The organism is Gemmatimonadaceae bacterium, assembly GCA_035533015.1.
In the GTDB taxonomy this organism is placed as follows: domain Bacteria; phylum Gemmatimonadota; class Gemmatimonadetes; order Gemmatimonadales; family Gemmatimonadaceae; genus JAGWRI01.
This window is the reverse complement of sequence record DATLUQ010000013.1, coordinates 163,398-178,331: the sequence shown is the minus strand read 5'-3', so window position 1 is coordinate 178,331 and position 14,934 is coordinate 163,398. Positions and strand designations below refer to the sequence as shown.

The 14,934-nt window shown below is 69.2% G+C and carries 14 protein-coding genes; 1 reads left to right on the top strand and 13 read right to left on the bottom strand.

Features of this window, described 5'->3' with window-relative positions; all coding sequences use genetic code 11:
* Positions 1-11: 11 nt before the first annotated feature.
* From dnaG to rpsU, 4 genes are all read right to left on the bottom strand, one after another.
* A complete protein-coding gene (gene dnaG / locus VNF92_02985) occupies positions 12-1,838 on the bottom strand; it encodes a DNA primase (protein ID HVA56828.1) in 1,827 nt (608 codons plus the stop codon).
* Positions 1,835-4,228: an endonuclease MutS2 gene (locus tag VNF92_02980; GenBank protein HVA56827.1), complete on the bottom strand. Its 2,394-nt coding sequence runs from the start codon at positions 4,226-4,228 to the stop codon at positions 1,835-1,837. Before VNF92_02980 ends, dnaG begins: the two co-directional genes overlap by 4 nt.
* An 84-nt stretch (positions 4,229-4,312) precedes the next feature.
* Positions 4,313-4,756, bottom strand: a complete 444-nt coding sequence (locus tag VNF92_02975) for a GatB/YqeY domain-containing protein (protein ID HVA56826.1) — start codon at positions 4,754-4,756, stop codon at positions 4,313-4,315.
* Complete coding sequence (gene rpsU, locus VNF92_02970; GenBank protein ID HVA56825.1) at positions 4,757-4,945, bottom strand: 30S ribosomal protein S21; 189 nt, start codon at positions 4,943-4,945, stop codon at positions 4,757-4,759.
* Positions 4,946-5,071: 126 nt separating this feature from the next.
* On the opposite strand from rpsU, the gene VNF92_02965 reads away from it, so the two are divergent.
* Complete coding sequence (locus tag VNF92_02965; GenBank protein HVA56824.1) at positions 5,072-6,991, top strand: serine/threonine-protein kinase; 1,920 nt, start codon at positions 5,072-5,074, stop codon at positions 6,989-6,991.
* A gap of 4 nt (positions 6,992-6,995) precedes the next feature.
* Here VNF92_02965 and VNF92_02960 read toward each other — a convergent pair whose 3' ends face one another.
* The 9 genes from VNF92_02960 to VNF92_02920 are packed head-to-tail and all read right to left on the bottom strand — an operon-like array spanning position 6,996 to position 14,917.
* Positions 6,996-7,337 (bottom strand): histidine triad nucleotide-binding protein, encoded by a 342-nt coding sequence (locus tag VNF92_02960; protein ID HVA56823.1) that lies wholly within the window; start codon positions 7,335-7,337, stop codon positions 6,996-6,998.
* A gap of 17 nt (positions 7,338-7,354) precedes the next feature.
* Entirely contained in the window at positions 7,355-8,086 is a 732-nt protein-coding gene (locus VNF92_02955) for an RsmE family RNA methyltransferase (protein ID HVA56822.1), read from the bottom strand.
* Positions 8,056-8,877: a 50S ribosomal protein L11 methyltransferase gene (locus VNF92_02950; protein ID HVA56821.1), complete on the bottom strand. Its 822-nt coding sequence runs from the start codon at positions 8,875-8,877 to the stop codon at positions 8,056-8,058. The genes VNF92_02955 and VNF92_02950 overlap by 31 nt, the downstream gene beginning before the upstream one ends.
* A complete protein-coding gene (gene dnaJ / locus VNF92_02945) occupies positions 8,874-10,022 on the bottom strand; it encodes a molecular chaperone DnaJ (protein ID HVA56820.1) in 1,149 nt (382 codons plus the stop codon). Before dnaJ ends, VNF92_02950 begins: the two co-directional genes overlap by 4 nt.
* A 10-nt stretch (positions 10,023-10,032) precedes the next feature.
* On the bottom strand, positions 10,033-11,076 hold the full coding sequence (gene hrcA, locus VNF92_02940; protein ID HVA56819.1) for a heat-inducible transcriptional repressor HrcA: 1,044 nt from the start codon (positions 11,074-11,076) through the stop codon (positions 10,033-10,035).
* A gap of 10 nt (positions 11,077-11,086) precedes the next feature.
* Entirely contained in the window at positions 11,087-12,232 is a 1,146-nt protein-coding gene (gene hemW / locus VNF92_02935; GenBank protein ID HVA56818.1) for a radical SAM family heme chaperone HemW, read from the bottom strand.
* 1 nt (position 12,233) lies between these two features.
* Complete coding sequence (dprA, locus tag VNF92_02930) at positions 12,234-13,238, bottom strand: DNA-processing protein DprA (GenBank protein ID HVA56817.1); 1,005 nt, start codon at positions 13,236-13,238, stop codon at positions 12,234-12,236.
* A gap of 25 nt (positions 13,239-13,263) precedes the next feature.
* The gene (gene obgE / locus VNF92_02925; protein HVA56816.1) at positions 13,264-14,283 is read right to left on the bottom strand and encodes a GTPase ObgE; all 1,020 of its coding nucleotides are present in this window, start codon (positions 14,281-14,283) and stop codon (positions 13,264-13,266) included.
* A gap of 1 nt (position 14,284) precedes the next feature.
* Complete coding sequence (locus tag VNF92_02920) at positions 14,285-14,917, bottom strand: carboxymuconolactone decarboxylase family protein (protein HVA56815.1); 633 nt, start codon at positions 14,915-14,917, stop codon at positions 14,285-14,287.
* Between the last annotated feature and the right edge of the window lie 17 nt (positions 14,918-14,934).

Genomic DNA, 14,934 nt, shown 5'->3' with positions numbered 1-14,934 from the left:
GTTCTCCCTGGTCACGGGCGTGGTCTACCGAACGATTTCCAGCCGCGCCCGCCCAAAGAGCGCCACTCGTCCGTCAACTGCTGCTTGCGCACCATGAGCGCGTCCTGCTCAGCGCCCGTGGCCAGCGGAAGCTGGCGATCGATCTCCCGCAGCGCGTCCTGCAGCCGTTCCAACTGCAGCGCTGCAAGACAATCCTTCACCGTACGCTCGACGTCTTCGTCGCCACCGCCTTGTTCGAGCAACTGCTCCAATACGGCGGTCGCGTCGTCGTCGAGCCCCGCCGCCAGCTGCTCCGTGGAACGTTCGGTCGCCGCGGCGGCCATCCGCGCGTAGATCGCGCGCAGCGCCGGATCGCGGAATTCCTGCGGTCCCACGCGTTCCGCCACCGTCTCAACATACGTCGGCTGCTGCAACATCACACGCACCAGCTCCCATTCAGTCCTAACCCCGGGCGTGCGCCGCGGGTCACGGCGCACCGCACGCCGCGGCACTTCCGGGGCGCTCTCTTCGTAATACTCGGGCGGCGCGTCCGGCGGTCCCCCGCCCCCCCGCACCGGCTCCGGACCGTGTCCAATCTCGCGCTCGAGGAGGTCCCGGCTCACCCCCGCGGCCTCGGCCGTCCGCGCGATATACAGGTCACGGGTGATCGGATCGGTCACCGCGCGGAGCGTGGGCAGCAGCCGGTCCAGCGCCTGACGCTTGCGCCTCAGATCGCCGAACCATCCGCCGCGGTCGAGCAGTTGGATCTTCCGCTCGAACACGTCGATCGCCTGCGCGAGGTGTTCCTCGAGCTTCTCCTTGCCGTGCGCGCGCACGAAGCTGTCGGGATCCTCCCCCTCCGGCAGCGTGACGACCTGCACCGACATGCCGAGGCGCAGCAATTCGTCGCCGGCGCGGAAGGTGGCTTTGAGCCCCGCCGTGTCGCTGTCGTACAGCAGGTATACGTTGCGGGTGTAGCGCCGCAGCAGCTCGGCCTGCGGCTCGGCGAGCGCGGTGCCGAGCGGCGCCACCACATCATCCACCCCCGCCATCATCAACCGCACGCAGTCGAAGTAGCCCTCCACCAGGATCGCGCGGTCGCTACGCCGGATGGCGTTCTTGGCCCACGACAGGCCATACAGCGTGCGCCCCTTGATGAACGTGGGCGATTCCCCGGAATTGAGATACTTGGGCTCGCCGGACCCGATCAGCCGCCCACCGAACGCCACCACGCGGCCCTGCGCGTCGAGGATCGGGAACATGAGCCGTCCACGGAACCGCGGCCGCGGCTCCTCCGTCTCGTCCCGCTTCACGAGCAACCCGGCCAGCAACTGGCGTTCGTCGTCGAAGCCCAGCGTCTGCAGGTGCGCCCGCATGAGGCCGATCTCGCGTGGCGCGAATCCGAGCATGAACCGGTCGGCCTGCTCCTGGTTCACCTCGCGTTGCGCCAGATACTCGCGCGCTGCCAAGCCGGACTCGCCTTCCCACAACATGCGCCGGAAGTACTCGGCGGCGGCGGCGTTGGCCTCCCACAGCGGCTCGCGCGCGTCGGGGCCCTCGCGCTTCCGTGACACCTCCTGCACGTCGATCCCCGCCTTCTGCCCCACGTATTTCACGGCGTCCACGAAGTCCATGCCGAGCCGCTTCTGTACGAAGGTGAACACGCTGCCCTTCTCGCCGCACGACCAGCAGCGGTACCCGCCGCCCGGCGTGACGGAGAAGTTGGGGTGGGTGCCCTGATGAAAGGGACAGGGGCCGCGCCACGTGCGGCCCACGCGCTTGAGCTTCACGTGCTCGCCGATGATCTGCACGATGTCGGCCGCGTCGGCCACGCGCTCCACAACGTCGTCCGGAATCACGCCAGATCCGCCACGGTCACGCCCGCGCCACCCTCGTTCCAGGCGCCCAGTCGGAATTGCTTCACACGGGAATCCTTCTTGAGCATCTCCGAGACGCGCTCGCGCAGGGCACCGGTGCCCTTGCCGTGAATGATGCGAAGCATGCGCAGATCGGCGCGCACCGCCGAATCGATCGCTTGCATCACCACGCTCTCCGCTTCGTCCACTCGCAGGCCACGCAGATCAATCTCGCTCGGGGCGTGCGCTTCGGGGAGGTCACCCGACCACGCGACCGCCGTTTCTCCGGGCTGCGGCTCGGCGGTCGCGGTCAGCGAACCCAGCGGCACGGTGAGTTTGAGCGACCCCACGGCCACCACGGCTTCGGCGCCGCGCACGTTCACGATCCGCCCAGGTTTGCCCCCCAACGTGCCCACCGCCACACGCACGCCCGGGGCGAGCGCCACGGGGGCCGCCGGCCCCCGAGCCCGCTCGGCGGCCCCGCGTGCCTCGGCCGCGTCGAGCGCCGCCAAGGCTTCGGCATGGTCGGCGGCCAGCCGTTCGGCGCGCTGCCGCGCTTCCCTCCCCGCTTCTTCGATCGCGTCGGCGCCCGACCGCTTGAGTTCGTGGATCGTCCGCTCAATGTCGTGGCGGGCATCGAGCAGATAGCGGCGGGCTTCGAGGCGCGCCGCGCGCTCCACCTCGCGTTCGCGCTCATGCACGGCATGCTCGCGGCGGGCTACGTCCGCCATGCGGCGGCGGCCGTCCTCGAGCACGGCCTCCAACTCGGCCTCCCGCGATGCCAGCTCCTTCTCCTGGGCCTCCAGCCGTTCCAGCAGATCCCGCGTGTCGCGTTCGTTCTGTGGAATCCGCTCCTCGGCCCGCTCGACGATCGCCTCGGGCATCTCCAGCCGCCGCGCGATGCTGATCCCGTACGACCGTCCCGGCACGCCTTTGACCAGCCGATACGTCGGCGCGAGGGCCACGGCGTCGAACTGGAGCGAGGCGTTCACCACGCCGGCTTGGTGCGCCGCCAGTTCCTTGAGCGTGCCCAGGTGCGTGGTGGCAATGGTCGTCGTGCCGCGCCGCGTGAGGGACTCGAGAATTGCCCAGCCCAAGGCCGCGCCCTCCTGTGGGTCCGTTCCCGAGCCCAACTCATCGATCAGGACGAGGGAGTCGGGCGTGGCCTGACGGATGATCTCGGCCAGGTTCTTGAGGTGCGCGCTGAAGGTGGAGAGACTGGCCTCGATGGACTGCTCGTCGCCGACATCGGCGAAGAAGTCGTCCACCACGGGAATGCGCGACGCCGGTCCCACCGGCGCGGGGATGCCCGACTGCGCGAGCGCCGAGATGAGCCCCAGCGCTTTGAGCAGCACGGTCTTGCCACCGGTATTGGGGCCCGACACCAGCAGGGTGCGCTCGGAGGGCTCCATCTTGAGGTCGAACGGGACGACGGGAATGCCCTGGGCCACGAGCAGCGGATGCCGGCCACGGGCGATGTCGAACCCTTCGTCCGGTGCGCCGAGCGTGGCGCTGGCGCAGTCGAATTCATCGGCGAACCGGGCGCGCGCGAACAGCCCGTCGAGTTCGGAGAGCGCGTCGAGCGAAGCAACCATGGGCTCGTACAGGGGGCGCACCCGCTCGGTCAGCTCGGTGAGGATGCGTTCGATCTCTTCGACCTCGGCAGCTTCCAGCTCGCGCATCCGGTTTCCGAACTCGATGGCCGCCGGCGGCTCGACGAACAGCGTGCCGCCGCTGGCCGAGGCGTCGTGGACGATGCCGCCCACGGCGCCGCGCCCCTCGCGCCGTACCGGGATCACGTAGCGGCCATTGCGGATCGTGATTGAGAGGTCCACTGGCCGGTGGTGCGCCGGGATCTGGGCCATGGCGCGCTCCAGAATGCGCACCAGCTCGCCCTCCGCCTGTCGCAGCTCGCGGCGCAGCCGTTTGAGTTCGGGCGACGCGTCGTCGCGCACGGCCCCCTCATCATCGAACGTCCGGTCGATGGCGTCCTCGACCATGCGCTGCGATATTAGTTTGCTAATTAGCGCGTCGAGCACCGCGCGGGCGACGGCCGGCGTCCTGGGGTCGGTGAGGGCTTCGCGCGTGCGGCGCGACGAGCGGAGCAGCTGACCGCCGGCGCGCAGTTCCTCGGCCGTCCAGCGGCTGCCCGCCACGCGCAGCCGCTTGAGGGCGGCAGTGGCGTCGGGGATCGGCTCCGGATGCCAGGGGGCCTCGCCCGCGCGCAGGGCGCGCACGGCAGCCACCCGGGCGTGTTCGGCGTCGAGCCACGCACGGTCGATCCGCGGGGCGAGGCCCCGCACGCGGGCGGCCCCCAGCGACGAGGTGGCGCGGTCGGCCACCAGGGCGAGCACGCGGGGGAATTCCAGGACCGCGAGGGCGTGGGCGTTCACGGGGCTACCGGGGCGGGACGCAAAACCCGAACGGGCGGGGAGAGTCGCCCATTCGGGTTCCGGTGGGGTGCATGGTGGACACCGTCACTCCTTTGGGGCGAGTTCCTCGCGTACGATCGCGTTGATGGTCCCGCCCTCTGCCCGCCCCTTGAACTGCGGCATGACCTTGCCCATCACGGCGCCCACGTTGGCGGCGCCGGCGGCGATCGCCGCCTTGACGGCGGCGCGGATCTCCTGTGGATCCACGGCGGCGGGCAGATACTTCTCGAGCAATTCGACTTCGTGGCGTTCCTTGTCCGCGAGCTCTTCCCGCTTGCCGGTCACGTACATCTCGATCGACTCGCGCCGTTTCTTGATGCCGCGCCGGAGTACCTCGACCACGTCCTCGTCGGTGAGGTCGCGATGGAGTTCGATCTCGCGGTTCCTGGCGTCGGCGATGATCGTGCCGAGCAGGAGCGTGGCGGGCTTGTCGTGCGCTTTCCGCGACGCGTTGAGATCGGCGTGCAGCTGCCCAATCAACGCGGACACTTAGGTCGACCGCGTCCGGCGGTTCTTGCGGATGGCGGCGTTGAGCTTGCGCTTGCGGCGTTCGCTCGGCTTCTCGTAGTGACGATGCTTGCGCAGGTCGGACAGGATTCCGGCCTTCTCGCACTTCTTCTTGAAGCGCTTGAGCGCGCGCTCGAAGTTTTCATCGTCGTGGATGATGACTTCCGACAATAGTTCTCTCCCCCCTTCGTGGCGTTTGCGGCGCCGGATAAGTGTGCGTAGCCCTTTAGTTTAGCGACAGCGCCGGTGCGGTGTCAATGCTGGGGGAAATACGGCGGGATTAGTATATACTGGCGCATGACGCTGCCTGGCTCCCCCGCCGATTCGCTGTTCGTCACCTTCCAGCTCGCGCTGGCCGGCCGCTACTCGATTGACCGTGAACTGGGCCGCGGCGGCATGGGGGTCGTCTACCTAGCCCGCGAGGTCCACCTTGACCGGCCGGTGGCCATCAAGCTGCTACCTCCGGAGCGGGCCGCCGACCCCGCCCTGCGCGACCGCTTCCTGCGAGAGGCGCGGCTGGCCGCCAAGCTATCGCACCCGAACATCATCCCGATCTACGCGGTGGACGAGAGCACGGGGTTCGTGTTCTACGCCATGGCCTACGTGGACGGCGAGACGTTGGCGGAACGCGTGCGCCTCCGCGGCCCCGTGTCGAGTTCCGAAGCGGCGCGCATCATGCGCGACGCGGCCTGGGCGCTCGCCCACGCCCATTCGCAAGGACTCGTTCACCGCGACGTGAAGCCGGACAACATCTTGCTGGAATCGGGCACCGGGCGCGTGCTCGTGGCCGACTTCGGCATCGCCGCCGTGAGCGCCGACGCCACCGGCGAGGGAATCTCTGGCACCCCCGAGTTCATGAGCCCTGAGCAGGCGCTGGGGCAGGAGTTGGATGGCCGGAGCGATCTGTACGGACTTGGCGTCACGGCGTTCTACGCGCTCACGGGCCGGTTGCCGTTCGAGGGCAGGACGCCCACCGAGGTGCTGGCCAAGCAGGTCACGGAGCCGGCCGCGCCCCTGCTTTCCATGGGCGCGCCGGTCTCGCGCAAGATCGCGGCGATCGTGGACCGCTGCCTGGCGAAATCGCGGGACCAGCGGCCCGCCAGCGCCGAGGCGGTAGCCGCACAACTCGGTGTGGCGATCGAGCAGCGACGGGAACTGCCGGTTGCGTTGCGCGTCTTCGCGAAAGACGGCGCTCGCCTCAACGGCGGTGGCACTATCATCTTTCCGTTCGCGTTGCTCGGGGTGACGGTCGGCGTGTCCAGCCTGTTCGGGACCGCCGCGGCGTATGGCACCTTGGCCGCGCTGGGCGTGCTCAGTCCGCTGGCCTACCTCGTCCACGCCGCCGGACGGCTCCTCCGCCAGGGCTTCGCTCAGGCCGACGTGGCTCCGGCGTTCCAGGCTGAGATCGAGCAGGCGCGCGAGGAGCGGGCGGCCCAATACGGGCGCAGCCTGGCGAAGTTCGAGACTCCGCTCCGCCAGTTGGCTCTGACATCGGGGCTTGGTCTCGCGGGAACGACCATCTGGATCCTCGGCTCCGCGTTCGGACCCAGGATTCTGGGCCCCATCACCATTCCAGGGTGGGGCATATCGCTTTTCGCATTCTGTGCTGGCAGCGCATTCCTTTCCACGCTGGGGTACCTGACCGCCGTCCAGCAACGTGACGATGTGGACGGGAACTTCTGGAAGCGCGTTTGGACCGGCCGCATCGGCCGCGTCGTGTTCGCCATGGCGCGTCGGCTCGTGGGGCGCCGGAAGGCTTCCGCCGTGATGACGCATCGGGCGACGGAACTGGCGCTCGGACTAGCCGCCGAGAACCTGTTCGAGACGCTACCCAAGGAGACGCGCCTCGCCCTCGGCGATCTGCCGAAGGTGCTGGACCGGCTGCAGCACGATGCGCAGCTGCTCCGCGCCCAGTACAACGAACTGCAGGAGGCGCTGTCCGAGGCGCCGGACGGCGGCGCGTCGGAGGCCTACGCGGACGTGCGAGCCACGCGCGACGCCATCCACGACAAGCTCACCGACACCGTCGGCGCGCTCGAAACCATCCGGCTGAATCTGCTCCGCCTCCACGCCGGCTCGGCCACGGTCGACGGGCTGACGACGCACCTGAACATCGCGGCCGAAGTATCACGCGAGGTGGAGCGCTTGCTCGCTGCCCGCGAGGAACTCGAGCACCACCTCGAGTTCCCGCGCGAGATCGCGACGACGCCGGCCTAGCCCCTCACCCCGGCGGCCAGCCCAGCGACCGCCCGCCCATCAAGTGCAGGTGCAGATGGAACACCGTCTGCCCGCCGTCGGCATTCGTGTTCATCACCACGCGATACCCGCGCTGCGCGATGCCCTCCTGCTCGGCGATCTCGGTGGCCAGTTGCGTCATCTTGCCCACCATCGCGAAATCGCCGATATCGTTCAGCGATGCCACGTGCGCCTTGGGGATGATCAGGATGTGCACCGGGGCCTGCGGGTGCACGTCGCGGAACGCCATGAACTGGTCGTTCTCCACGACGACGGTGGTCGGTATCTCGTGCCGCGCGATGCGGCAGAACAGACAATTATCGGACACGAAGCCTCCTGGCTCGGTCAACGGCCCTGCGCGGCGCGGACCATCGCGGCCGCCGCGACCCCCGCCGTCTCGAATCGTAACGTCGTCCCCCCGAGCGACGCGGCACGCCAACCGCACGCCGCCAACTCGTCGCGCTCGGCCGGCTCCAATCCGCCCTCCGGCCCCACGGCAATCGCCGTCGCGCCGAATGGCGCCAGCGACGGCAGCGCCGCTCCGTCCGCGTCGAGCACCAAGCCGCGCGCATCGGCGCACGCGGCGAGCGCCTCGCCGAGCGACGCTTCGTTGTGGATCGCCGGTAGCCAGGCGCCCCCAGATTGTTCCAACGCGCCGATCATCCGTGCCCGGACCTTGCGTGCGAATGCCTCGCCCTCGCCGCGCGGCGACACGCTGCGCGACCGCACGTAGAGCACCGGACGCCAGTCGGTGACGGCCAACTCGGCGGCCTTCTCGGCCAGCCAGAGCATGCGATCGCGGTCGGCCACGGGCACGAGCAATGCGAGGGGCGAGGGCCGCGGCACGCGCGCGCATGACGCCACCTCCACCTCGCCGGCCCGGTGATCCAGCCGTATCAGCGCCCCCATCGCCACGGTGCCCCGCCCGTCCGTCAGCCGCACCTCGTCGCCCACTTCCAGCCGCCGCACCCGCGCATGTTTCGCCGCGGCTTCGGAGAGCGACACCGGCACTCCGGACCCCAGGGTGCCCTCGACGAAGAAGGTGGCTAGGCTCGAACCGCCGCGACGCTCCACCACGCCTCCTCCTCGTATTCGGCGGTGACGCGCCAGCCGCTGGTCCCGAGCACGGCCCGCATCTCGTCGCGCTCCGACGTCATGATGCCGCTCAACACGACGCGCCCGCCCGGCGCCAGCGCGGCGCCGATGGCCGGAAGCAGCCCACGGATGACCGTCGACAGGATGTTGGCGAGCACCACGTCCACCGGTGCGACGAGCGGCAGCAGCACCGCCGCATCGCCGAGAATCACGGTCACGCGATCGGCGGCGCCGTTCGCCGCCACGTTCCATTCGGCGTTGGCAATCGCGTCCGGGTCCAGCTCTATGGCGGCAACGCTCACCGCGCCGAGCTTCGCCGCCGCAATGGACAGCACCGCGCTTCCGGCTCCGAGGTCGGCCACGCGATCGCCGCGCCGCAGTACCCCCTGCGCCAGGGCGAGCACGCCGCGCGTGGTGGCATGCTCGCCGGTGCCGAACGCCATCTCGGGCTCGATGACGATGGTACGCGCGCGGTCGCGCCCTTCGGCCAGCCAGGGCGGCGTGACGGTGAGCGCACCCACGTCGTGGGCCGTGACACCGCGCTTCCACGCCTCGGTCCAGTCCACCGCCGGGAGCGGCGCCGTCTCGACCGTCGCCCCGGGGTCGGCCCGGCCGATGGCCGCTATGAGTGCTTCAATATCGACGGCCTCGTCCACTTGCGTGACGAAGGCATCGCCGTCCTCGTGCACGCCACCCGCCCCGGCCGCGAATATCGCCGCCAGCACCTCGTCGCGGTGCACCGCCGGCCGCACCCGTACGGTGGTCCAGTTCACGCACCCAGCGCTTCTTTCATCTTGGCCCAGAAGCTCTTCTCGCGCCCTCCCACGGGCACGCTCGCCTGCACCGTCGCCAGTTGTTTGATGAGCCGTTCCTCTTCGTCGCTCAGGCGATCGGGAGTCCACAATTGCACGCGCACGTGGAGGTCGCCGGTGCCGTTGGCGTTCACGCGCGGCAACCCGCGCGACTTGAGGTGGAACATCTGCCCGCTGTGCGTTCCCGGCGGCACGCGCAGCGACACGCTCGACGTGACCGTCGGCACGTTGATGTCTGCGCCGAGCGCGAGCTGCGGATAGGTGACCAGCACTTCGGTGAAGAGATCCTCGCCATCGCGCTCGAATCGGGGATCCTCGGCCACCTCGAACACCACGTGCACGTCGCCACGCTGGCCGCCCCGCGCACCGGCGTTCCCCGCCGCGCGCATGGTCATGTACTGCCCCGTGGCCACCCCGGCCGGAATCTGGATGCTCAACTCCCGCTCAGCGCGCACACGGCCCTCACCACGGCACTTCTTGCACGGCGCCTGGATGATCGTGCCATCGCCCTTGCAGGTGGGGCATGGCACGACGGTGAGGAACTGCCCGAAGAACGACCGCTGCGCCCGCCGCACCTCGCCCGCCCCCCCGCAACTGGGGCACGTTTCCACGCGCGTTCCGGGCTCCGCGCCCGTGCCCTGACAGGGCCCGCACGTGTCGAGCAGCTTGGCCGTGACCTTCTTCTCCACCCCGGCCTCGACCTCGGCCAGGGTGAGCGGAATGGTGATGCGCACGTCCGCGCCGGTGCGCACACTGCCAGCCGTCCGTCCCCCACCGGCGACGCCGCCGAACAACTCCTCGAAGCCACCGAGGCCGAAGTCGCGCATGAAGATGCCGAGCGCTTCGGAGAGATCCACATGGTGGAACCCCGCCGCCCCGGCCCCGCCGCGCAGCCCCGCTTCACCATACCGGTCATACGCGGCGCGTTTCTGCGGATCGCGCAGCACGTCGTATGCCTCGGTGATCTCCTTGAACTTCTCCTCGGCGTCCTTGGACCCGGCATTGCGGTCGGGGTGGTAGGTCATCGCCAGCTTGCGATAGGCCTTCTTGATGTCCTCGTCCGATGCCGTGCGGACCACGCCGAGCACGGAGTAGAAATCTGCCATTAGTGAACTCTCAATCCAGCAGCTCGGTGAGCAGCTGCGATGTGTGCGAGACGAGGGCGATGACCTTGTCGTAGGGCATGCGCGTGGGGCCGATCACGCCGATCACCCCGGCCAGCGAACCGGCGTGGTATTCCGCCGTGACCATCGTGAAATCCTCCAACCGCGGATCGGCGTGCTCGTGCCCGATGGTGATCGAGATGCCGTGCGCCTGCGGCCGCCCGCGGATGGCGTCGGCCAGCGACTGGGGACTCTCCGTGAGATCGAGCAGCCGGCGCAGCCGCTCGGCCTCCGAGAACTCGGGCTGACCGGCCAGCACCGAAGCCTGCCCCAGCACCAGCGCCCCATCGGCCAGTGGCAGGGTCGGCCCGAACAGCACGCCGGCGTCCTGGACGAAGATGTTGAGCAACTCGCGCGCATCGGCACCCGCCGACGTATCGCGCAGCCGAGATCCTACGGTCGCGCTGATCTGATCGAGGCTGAGCCCGGCCAGACGCTCGTTGAGCACGGCCGTCACCTCCACCAGCACGCCGTCGGCGATCTCACCGTGCACCTCCACGAACACCGTGCGCGCCACGCCCCCTTCAAGCTGCAATACCATGAGAAGCCGCTCGCTGCTCACGCGCACGAGGTCGAGACTCCGCAGCACGGTCTTGGCGAGCGTGGGTCCCAGCGCCACGCCCAACTCCTGCGCCAGTACGCCAAGACTCTGCGCCGCCCGGCGGAGGATCGTCTCGATGGGCGAATCGGCGCGGCCAATGTCGTGCGCCAGCCGGTTGCGTTCGACCACGGCTACCTGCCCGCGCGTGAGCAGCGAGTCCACGAATGCGCGGTACGCCTTGTTGGTGGGAATGCGGCCGGCAGACGTGTGCGGGTGGGCGAGGAATCCCTTCTCCTCGAGATCGCTCATCGTGTTCCGGATCGTGGCCGGCGATACCCCTAGCCCGAACCGCCGCGAGAGCGTTCGCGAGCCCGCCGGTTCGGCAGTTTCAACGTACGTCTGGATCACGGCCTCGAGTACGGTTCGCTCGCGACTGGTGAGCTGTTCTGAACCCATAAGTTCAAATCTAGTAACGACTTCGACGAATGGTCAAGTGTTCGGTGAGCGCATCCAGTCGGAGCCAGCCGAGGGGGGTGAGCCGAAGTGTGCCATCCGCATCGATTTCCGCCCACCCCGCGGCCACCCAGGGCTCCAGGAAGTCACTCTCTCCGGGCATCAGTTGGAGGCCCCCGGCCGTGCGGAGCCCCAGGTACACCAGTTCCAGCGCGCGGGAATCCTCGGTCAGCTGCTCCTCGCCTTCGATCGGATCGCGCCCCGCCGCAACGTGGTCGAGCCAGGCCGCATATGCGGCCGTGTTCCAACGGCGACGCCCACCGTCGAACGCGTGTGCCGACGGTCCGACAGCCGCATAGGGAACGCCGCGCCAGTAGGCGGCATTGTGGCGTGCTTCGTGGCCGGGTCGCGCGTAGTTGGAAACCTCATAGTGCGCCAACCCGTGCGCGGCCAGGATCTCGTGGGCGGCCAGGAATTCGCGCTCGTATCGCTCTTCGGGCGCCTCGTGGACCTTGCCGCGGGCCCGCCACCGCGCCAGAGGCGTGGCCGGCTCCACGGTGAGGCCGTACAACGAAAGGTGCGTAGGACGTAGCGCCAGCGCCGATTCAAGATCGCGAATCCAGTCGCGTTCGAGAGAATCAGGAAGCGCGAAGATGAGGTCGAGCGACACGTCGGAGAATCCCGCGGCGCGCGCCGTCTCCACGGCGCGCGGAATCGCCCCGGCGTCGTGCGTGCGGTGCATCCACGTGAGCACGCGATCGTCAAACGACTGCGCGCCCAACGAGAGGCGATTGACACCGGCCGCGCGCCAGGCGCGGACCGATGCGGGCGACACGTCTTCGGGGTTGGCTTCGAGCGTGACCTCGGCATCGGGTGCGAGCGTGACGCGCCCCCGAATGAGGTCGAGCAGTTGGGTCACGCCCTCTCCGCCAAGTTTGGAAGGCGTGCCCCCTCCGAAGTACAGCGTGTCCAACTCCCAGCGCTCGCTGCCTGGGTAGTGCATCCGCAGTTCCGATGCGACGGCCCGCGCGAAATCCCCGGCCGGCACGACGGCGCGCACGGCGATCGAGAAATCGCAGTAGGAGCAGCGCCTGGCGCAGAACGGCACGTGGACGTAGAGATGTCGGGGAAGCACGCCGGAATATACGGCGGCAGCCATGCTACCCGATGCGCCGCCGCACGTCGCCGGCCATCGAGCACTCCACCGCCCCGGCGATCTCCAACGCGGTCACGGCCGCCATGCAGCGCTGCGCGGGCAGTGCGCATCGGGCGCACAGCGCGTCCAGATCGGCGTCGCCCTGCCCGAGCGCGTTCCACACTGCGGCCTCGTCGCTCCCCGGTTCGAGCGGCGGCAGCCGGACCGGACGCGTGAGGCCGAGCAGCGCCAACGCGTCCTCCACCGACGCGAGGATGTGCGCCCCGTCGCGAATGAGAAGGTTGGCGCCCTCGCTCTGCGGCTGGTCCATGGGACCGGGCACGGCGGCGACCACGCGGTCGAGGGCGGTGGCGTAGCCGGCCGTGATGAGCGCGCCGCTCTTCACCCCCGCCTCCACGACGATGGTGAGCGGGGCGAGGGCGGCGATGAGGCGATTGCGGCGCGGAAACGATCCGCCATTCGCGCGCTCGCCGGGCGGATATTCCGAGAGCAGCAGGCCGCGTTCGGCAATTTCGCCGTGCAACGTGCCGTTGGCGACGGGATACACGATGTCGGCGCCGGTGCCGAGTACGGCGATGGTGGTGCCACCCGCGTCGAGGGCCGAGCGATGCGCCGCGGCGTCGATGCCGCGCGCCAGGCCGCTCACCACGCAGGCACCGACCCGGGCAAAAGCGCCGGCCAACGCGCGGGCCACGCGGGTGCCGTACGCCGTCGCGCGCCGAGTCCCGACGATGGCCACACGGGGACGATCATCGAGGAGCGAGAGGTCCCCCAACGCCCAGAGCACGGGCGGTACGTCATTCAGCTCGCGCAGGGACGCGGGGAGCGCGGGATCTCCCCACGCGAGCAGTTCCATACCGGAGCGCGCGGCATCACCCAGCGCGCAGTCCGCAGCGGCTACGGCCGCCTGACGCTGCGGCGCCCACTCGGCGTCATCCAACGCGCGCTGGGCGGACCCGAATCGTGCAATCAGTTGCTGGAAGGTTGCGCACCCGATGCCGTCGATCATCGAGAGCGCAAGCGCCGCGCGCGCTTCAGAGGAGGTCGGAGAACTCCCGCTTGGGCGCAACGGCCTTTTTCAGTTCGAGGGTCTTCGCCCACCAGCCAGCGAGCAGGTCTTCAAGCCCCGTGCGGTTGGCCGCGCTGATGGCGAACACGGCGAACGCACCCGGCGCGTCGATATCGGGCACCGGGTCGTCGCCCCACAGGTCCATCTTGGTGAACACGACGCAGTGTGGCTTGAGGGCGAGTTCGGGTGAGTATGCGGCGATCTCCGAGCGGAGTTGATCGTACTCGACCTGCCAGTCCATGGAATCGATGGGAACGAGGAACGCGAGAATGCGCGTACGCTCGATGTGCCGCAGGAACTGCAGTCCGAGACCCTTGCCGTCGTGAGCGCCCTCGATGATGCCGGGAATGTCGGCCACGACGAACGTCCGGTGCCCGCTCAGCGGCACGACGCCCAGGTTGGGGGCAAGCGTGGTGAAGGGATAGTCGCCGATCTTGGGACGCGCCGCTGAGATGACGGAGAGCAACGTGGACTTGCCGGCATTGGGCTGCCCGACGAGCCCGATGTCGGCGATCAGCTTGAGTTCCAACTCCAGCGTGCGCGTCTGACCTTCCTCGCCCGGCTGCCATTCTCGCGGCGACTGGTGCGTGGCGGTCACGAAGAACGCGTTCCCCTTGCCGCCGCGGCCGCCCTTGGCCACGAGGAGCGTATCACCATCCTCGAGCACCTCGCCGAGCAACTCGCCCGCATCGAGGTCGCGCACCACGGTTCCCGGGGGCACGGGGAGGACGATGTCGGAGCCCGACCTTCCGGTGCGATTGCTGCCCTCGCCGTGCTGCCCGCGGTCGGCCTTCCAGAAATCACGGTAGGTGAAATCGAGGAGCGTCGACAGGTTGGCGTCGGCGCGCACGAACACGTCGCCGCCGCGTCCGCCGTCGCCGCCGTCGGGCCCGCCCATCGGCACGAACTTCTCGTGGCGGAACGAGGTCTGCCCGGACCCGCCGGTGCCCGCTTCGACCTTCACCACTGCACGATCGATGAACATGCTATTTCCCCTGGACGCGCGCCCAGAGCAGCCGCGCCGTTTCGAGCAGATCAGAGCCGATCACGCCATCGAGCGATTCGATGGCTGCCGACACCACGTCGGGCGCCACACCTGCATTGAGCGCCCCGTGCAGGTGCGAATGGAGTTGACGGTCCTGCCCTGCGGCCGCGCAGGCCGCGACGATGCACAACTCGCGCCGCGCGAGGTCGAGTTCCGGCCGGCTGAGCACCTTCCCGTAACCCTCCATGATCATCCATTCATCGAGCGCCGGGTGCAGATGTCGGATGTTGTCCCGCAACCGGTCGTAGAACTGGCCATAGACGATGGCGCACGTGTGTTCGCCGGCGGCGCGCCATTCGTCCGGTGCGCCGGCCGGCGGTGGAGCGGCGGGCTCAGGGTGCACCCGCCGCCATTCCCGCATGGCATTGAGCGCCCTCGGGAACCCCGCGAACAGATACGACTGCAGCAACAACTCTTCTACCCAGCGCGGCGGCACGGTCTCCACCACTGCGGCAATCACCGCCCGCTGCTCCGCTTCGCTCCCGGCCGTGACCACGGCCGATAACCGCACGAGCCGCCGTGTGGGCTCGTCCAGTGTCACCAGAGTATCGATGCGGCGGGCAGGAGTTGTCATCGTTTCCACGGGGCAAG

Coding starts and splice junctions, on each gene's coding strand:
- VNF92_02920 (HVA56815.1), bottom strand. CDS start 14,917: ATGACAACTCCTGCCCGCCGCATCGATACTCTGGTGACACTGGACGAG.
- hrcA (HVA56819.1), bottom strand. CDS start 11,076: ATGGGTTCAGAACAGCTCACCAGTCGCGAGCGAACCGTACTCGAGGCC.
- dprA (HVA56817.1), bottom strand. CDS start 13,238: ATGATCGACGGCATCGGGTGCGCAACCTTCCAGCAACTGATTGCACGA.
- hemW (HVA56818.1), bottom strand. CDS start 12,232: ATGGCTGCCGCCGTATATTCCGGCGTGCTTCCCCGACATCTCTACGTC.
- obgE (HVA56816.1), bottom strand. CDS start 14,283: ATGTTCATCGATCGTGCAGTGGTGAAGGTCGAAGCGGGCACCGGCGGG.
- dnaJ (HVA56820.1), bottom strand. CDS start 10,022: ATGGCAGATTTCTACTCCGTGCTCGGCGTGGTCCGCACGGCATCGGAC.
- VNF92_02965 (HVA56824.1), top strand. CDS start 5,072: ATGACGCTGCCTGGCTCCCCCGCCGATTCGCTGTTCGTCACCTTCCAG.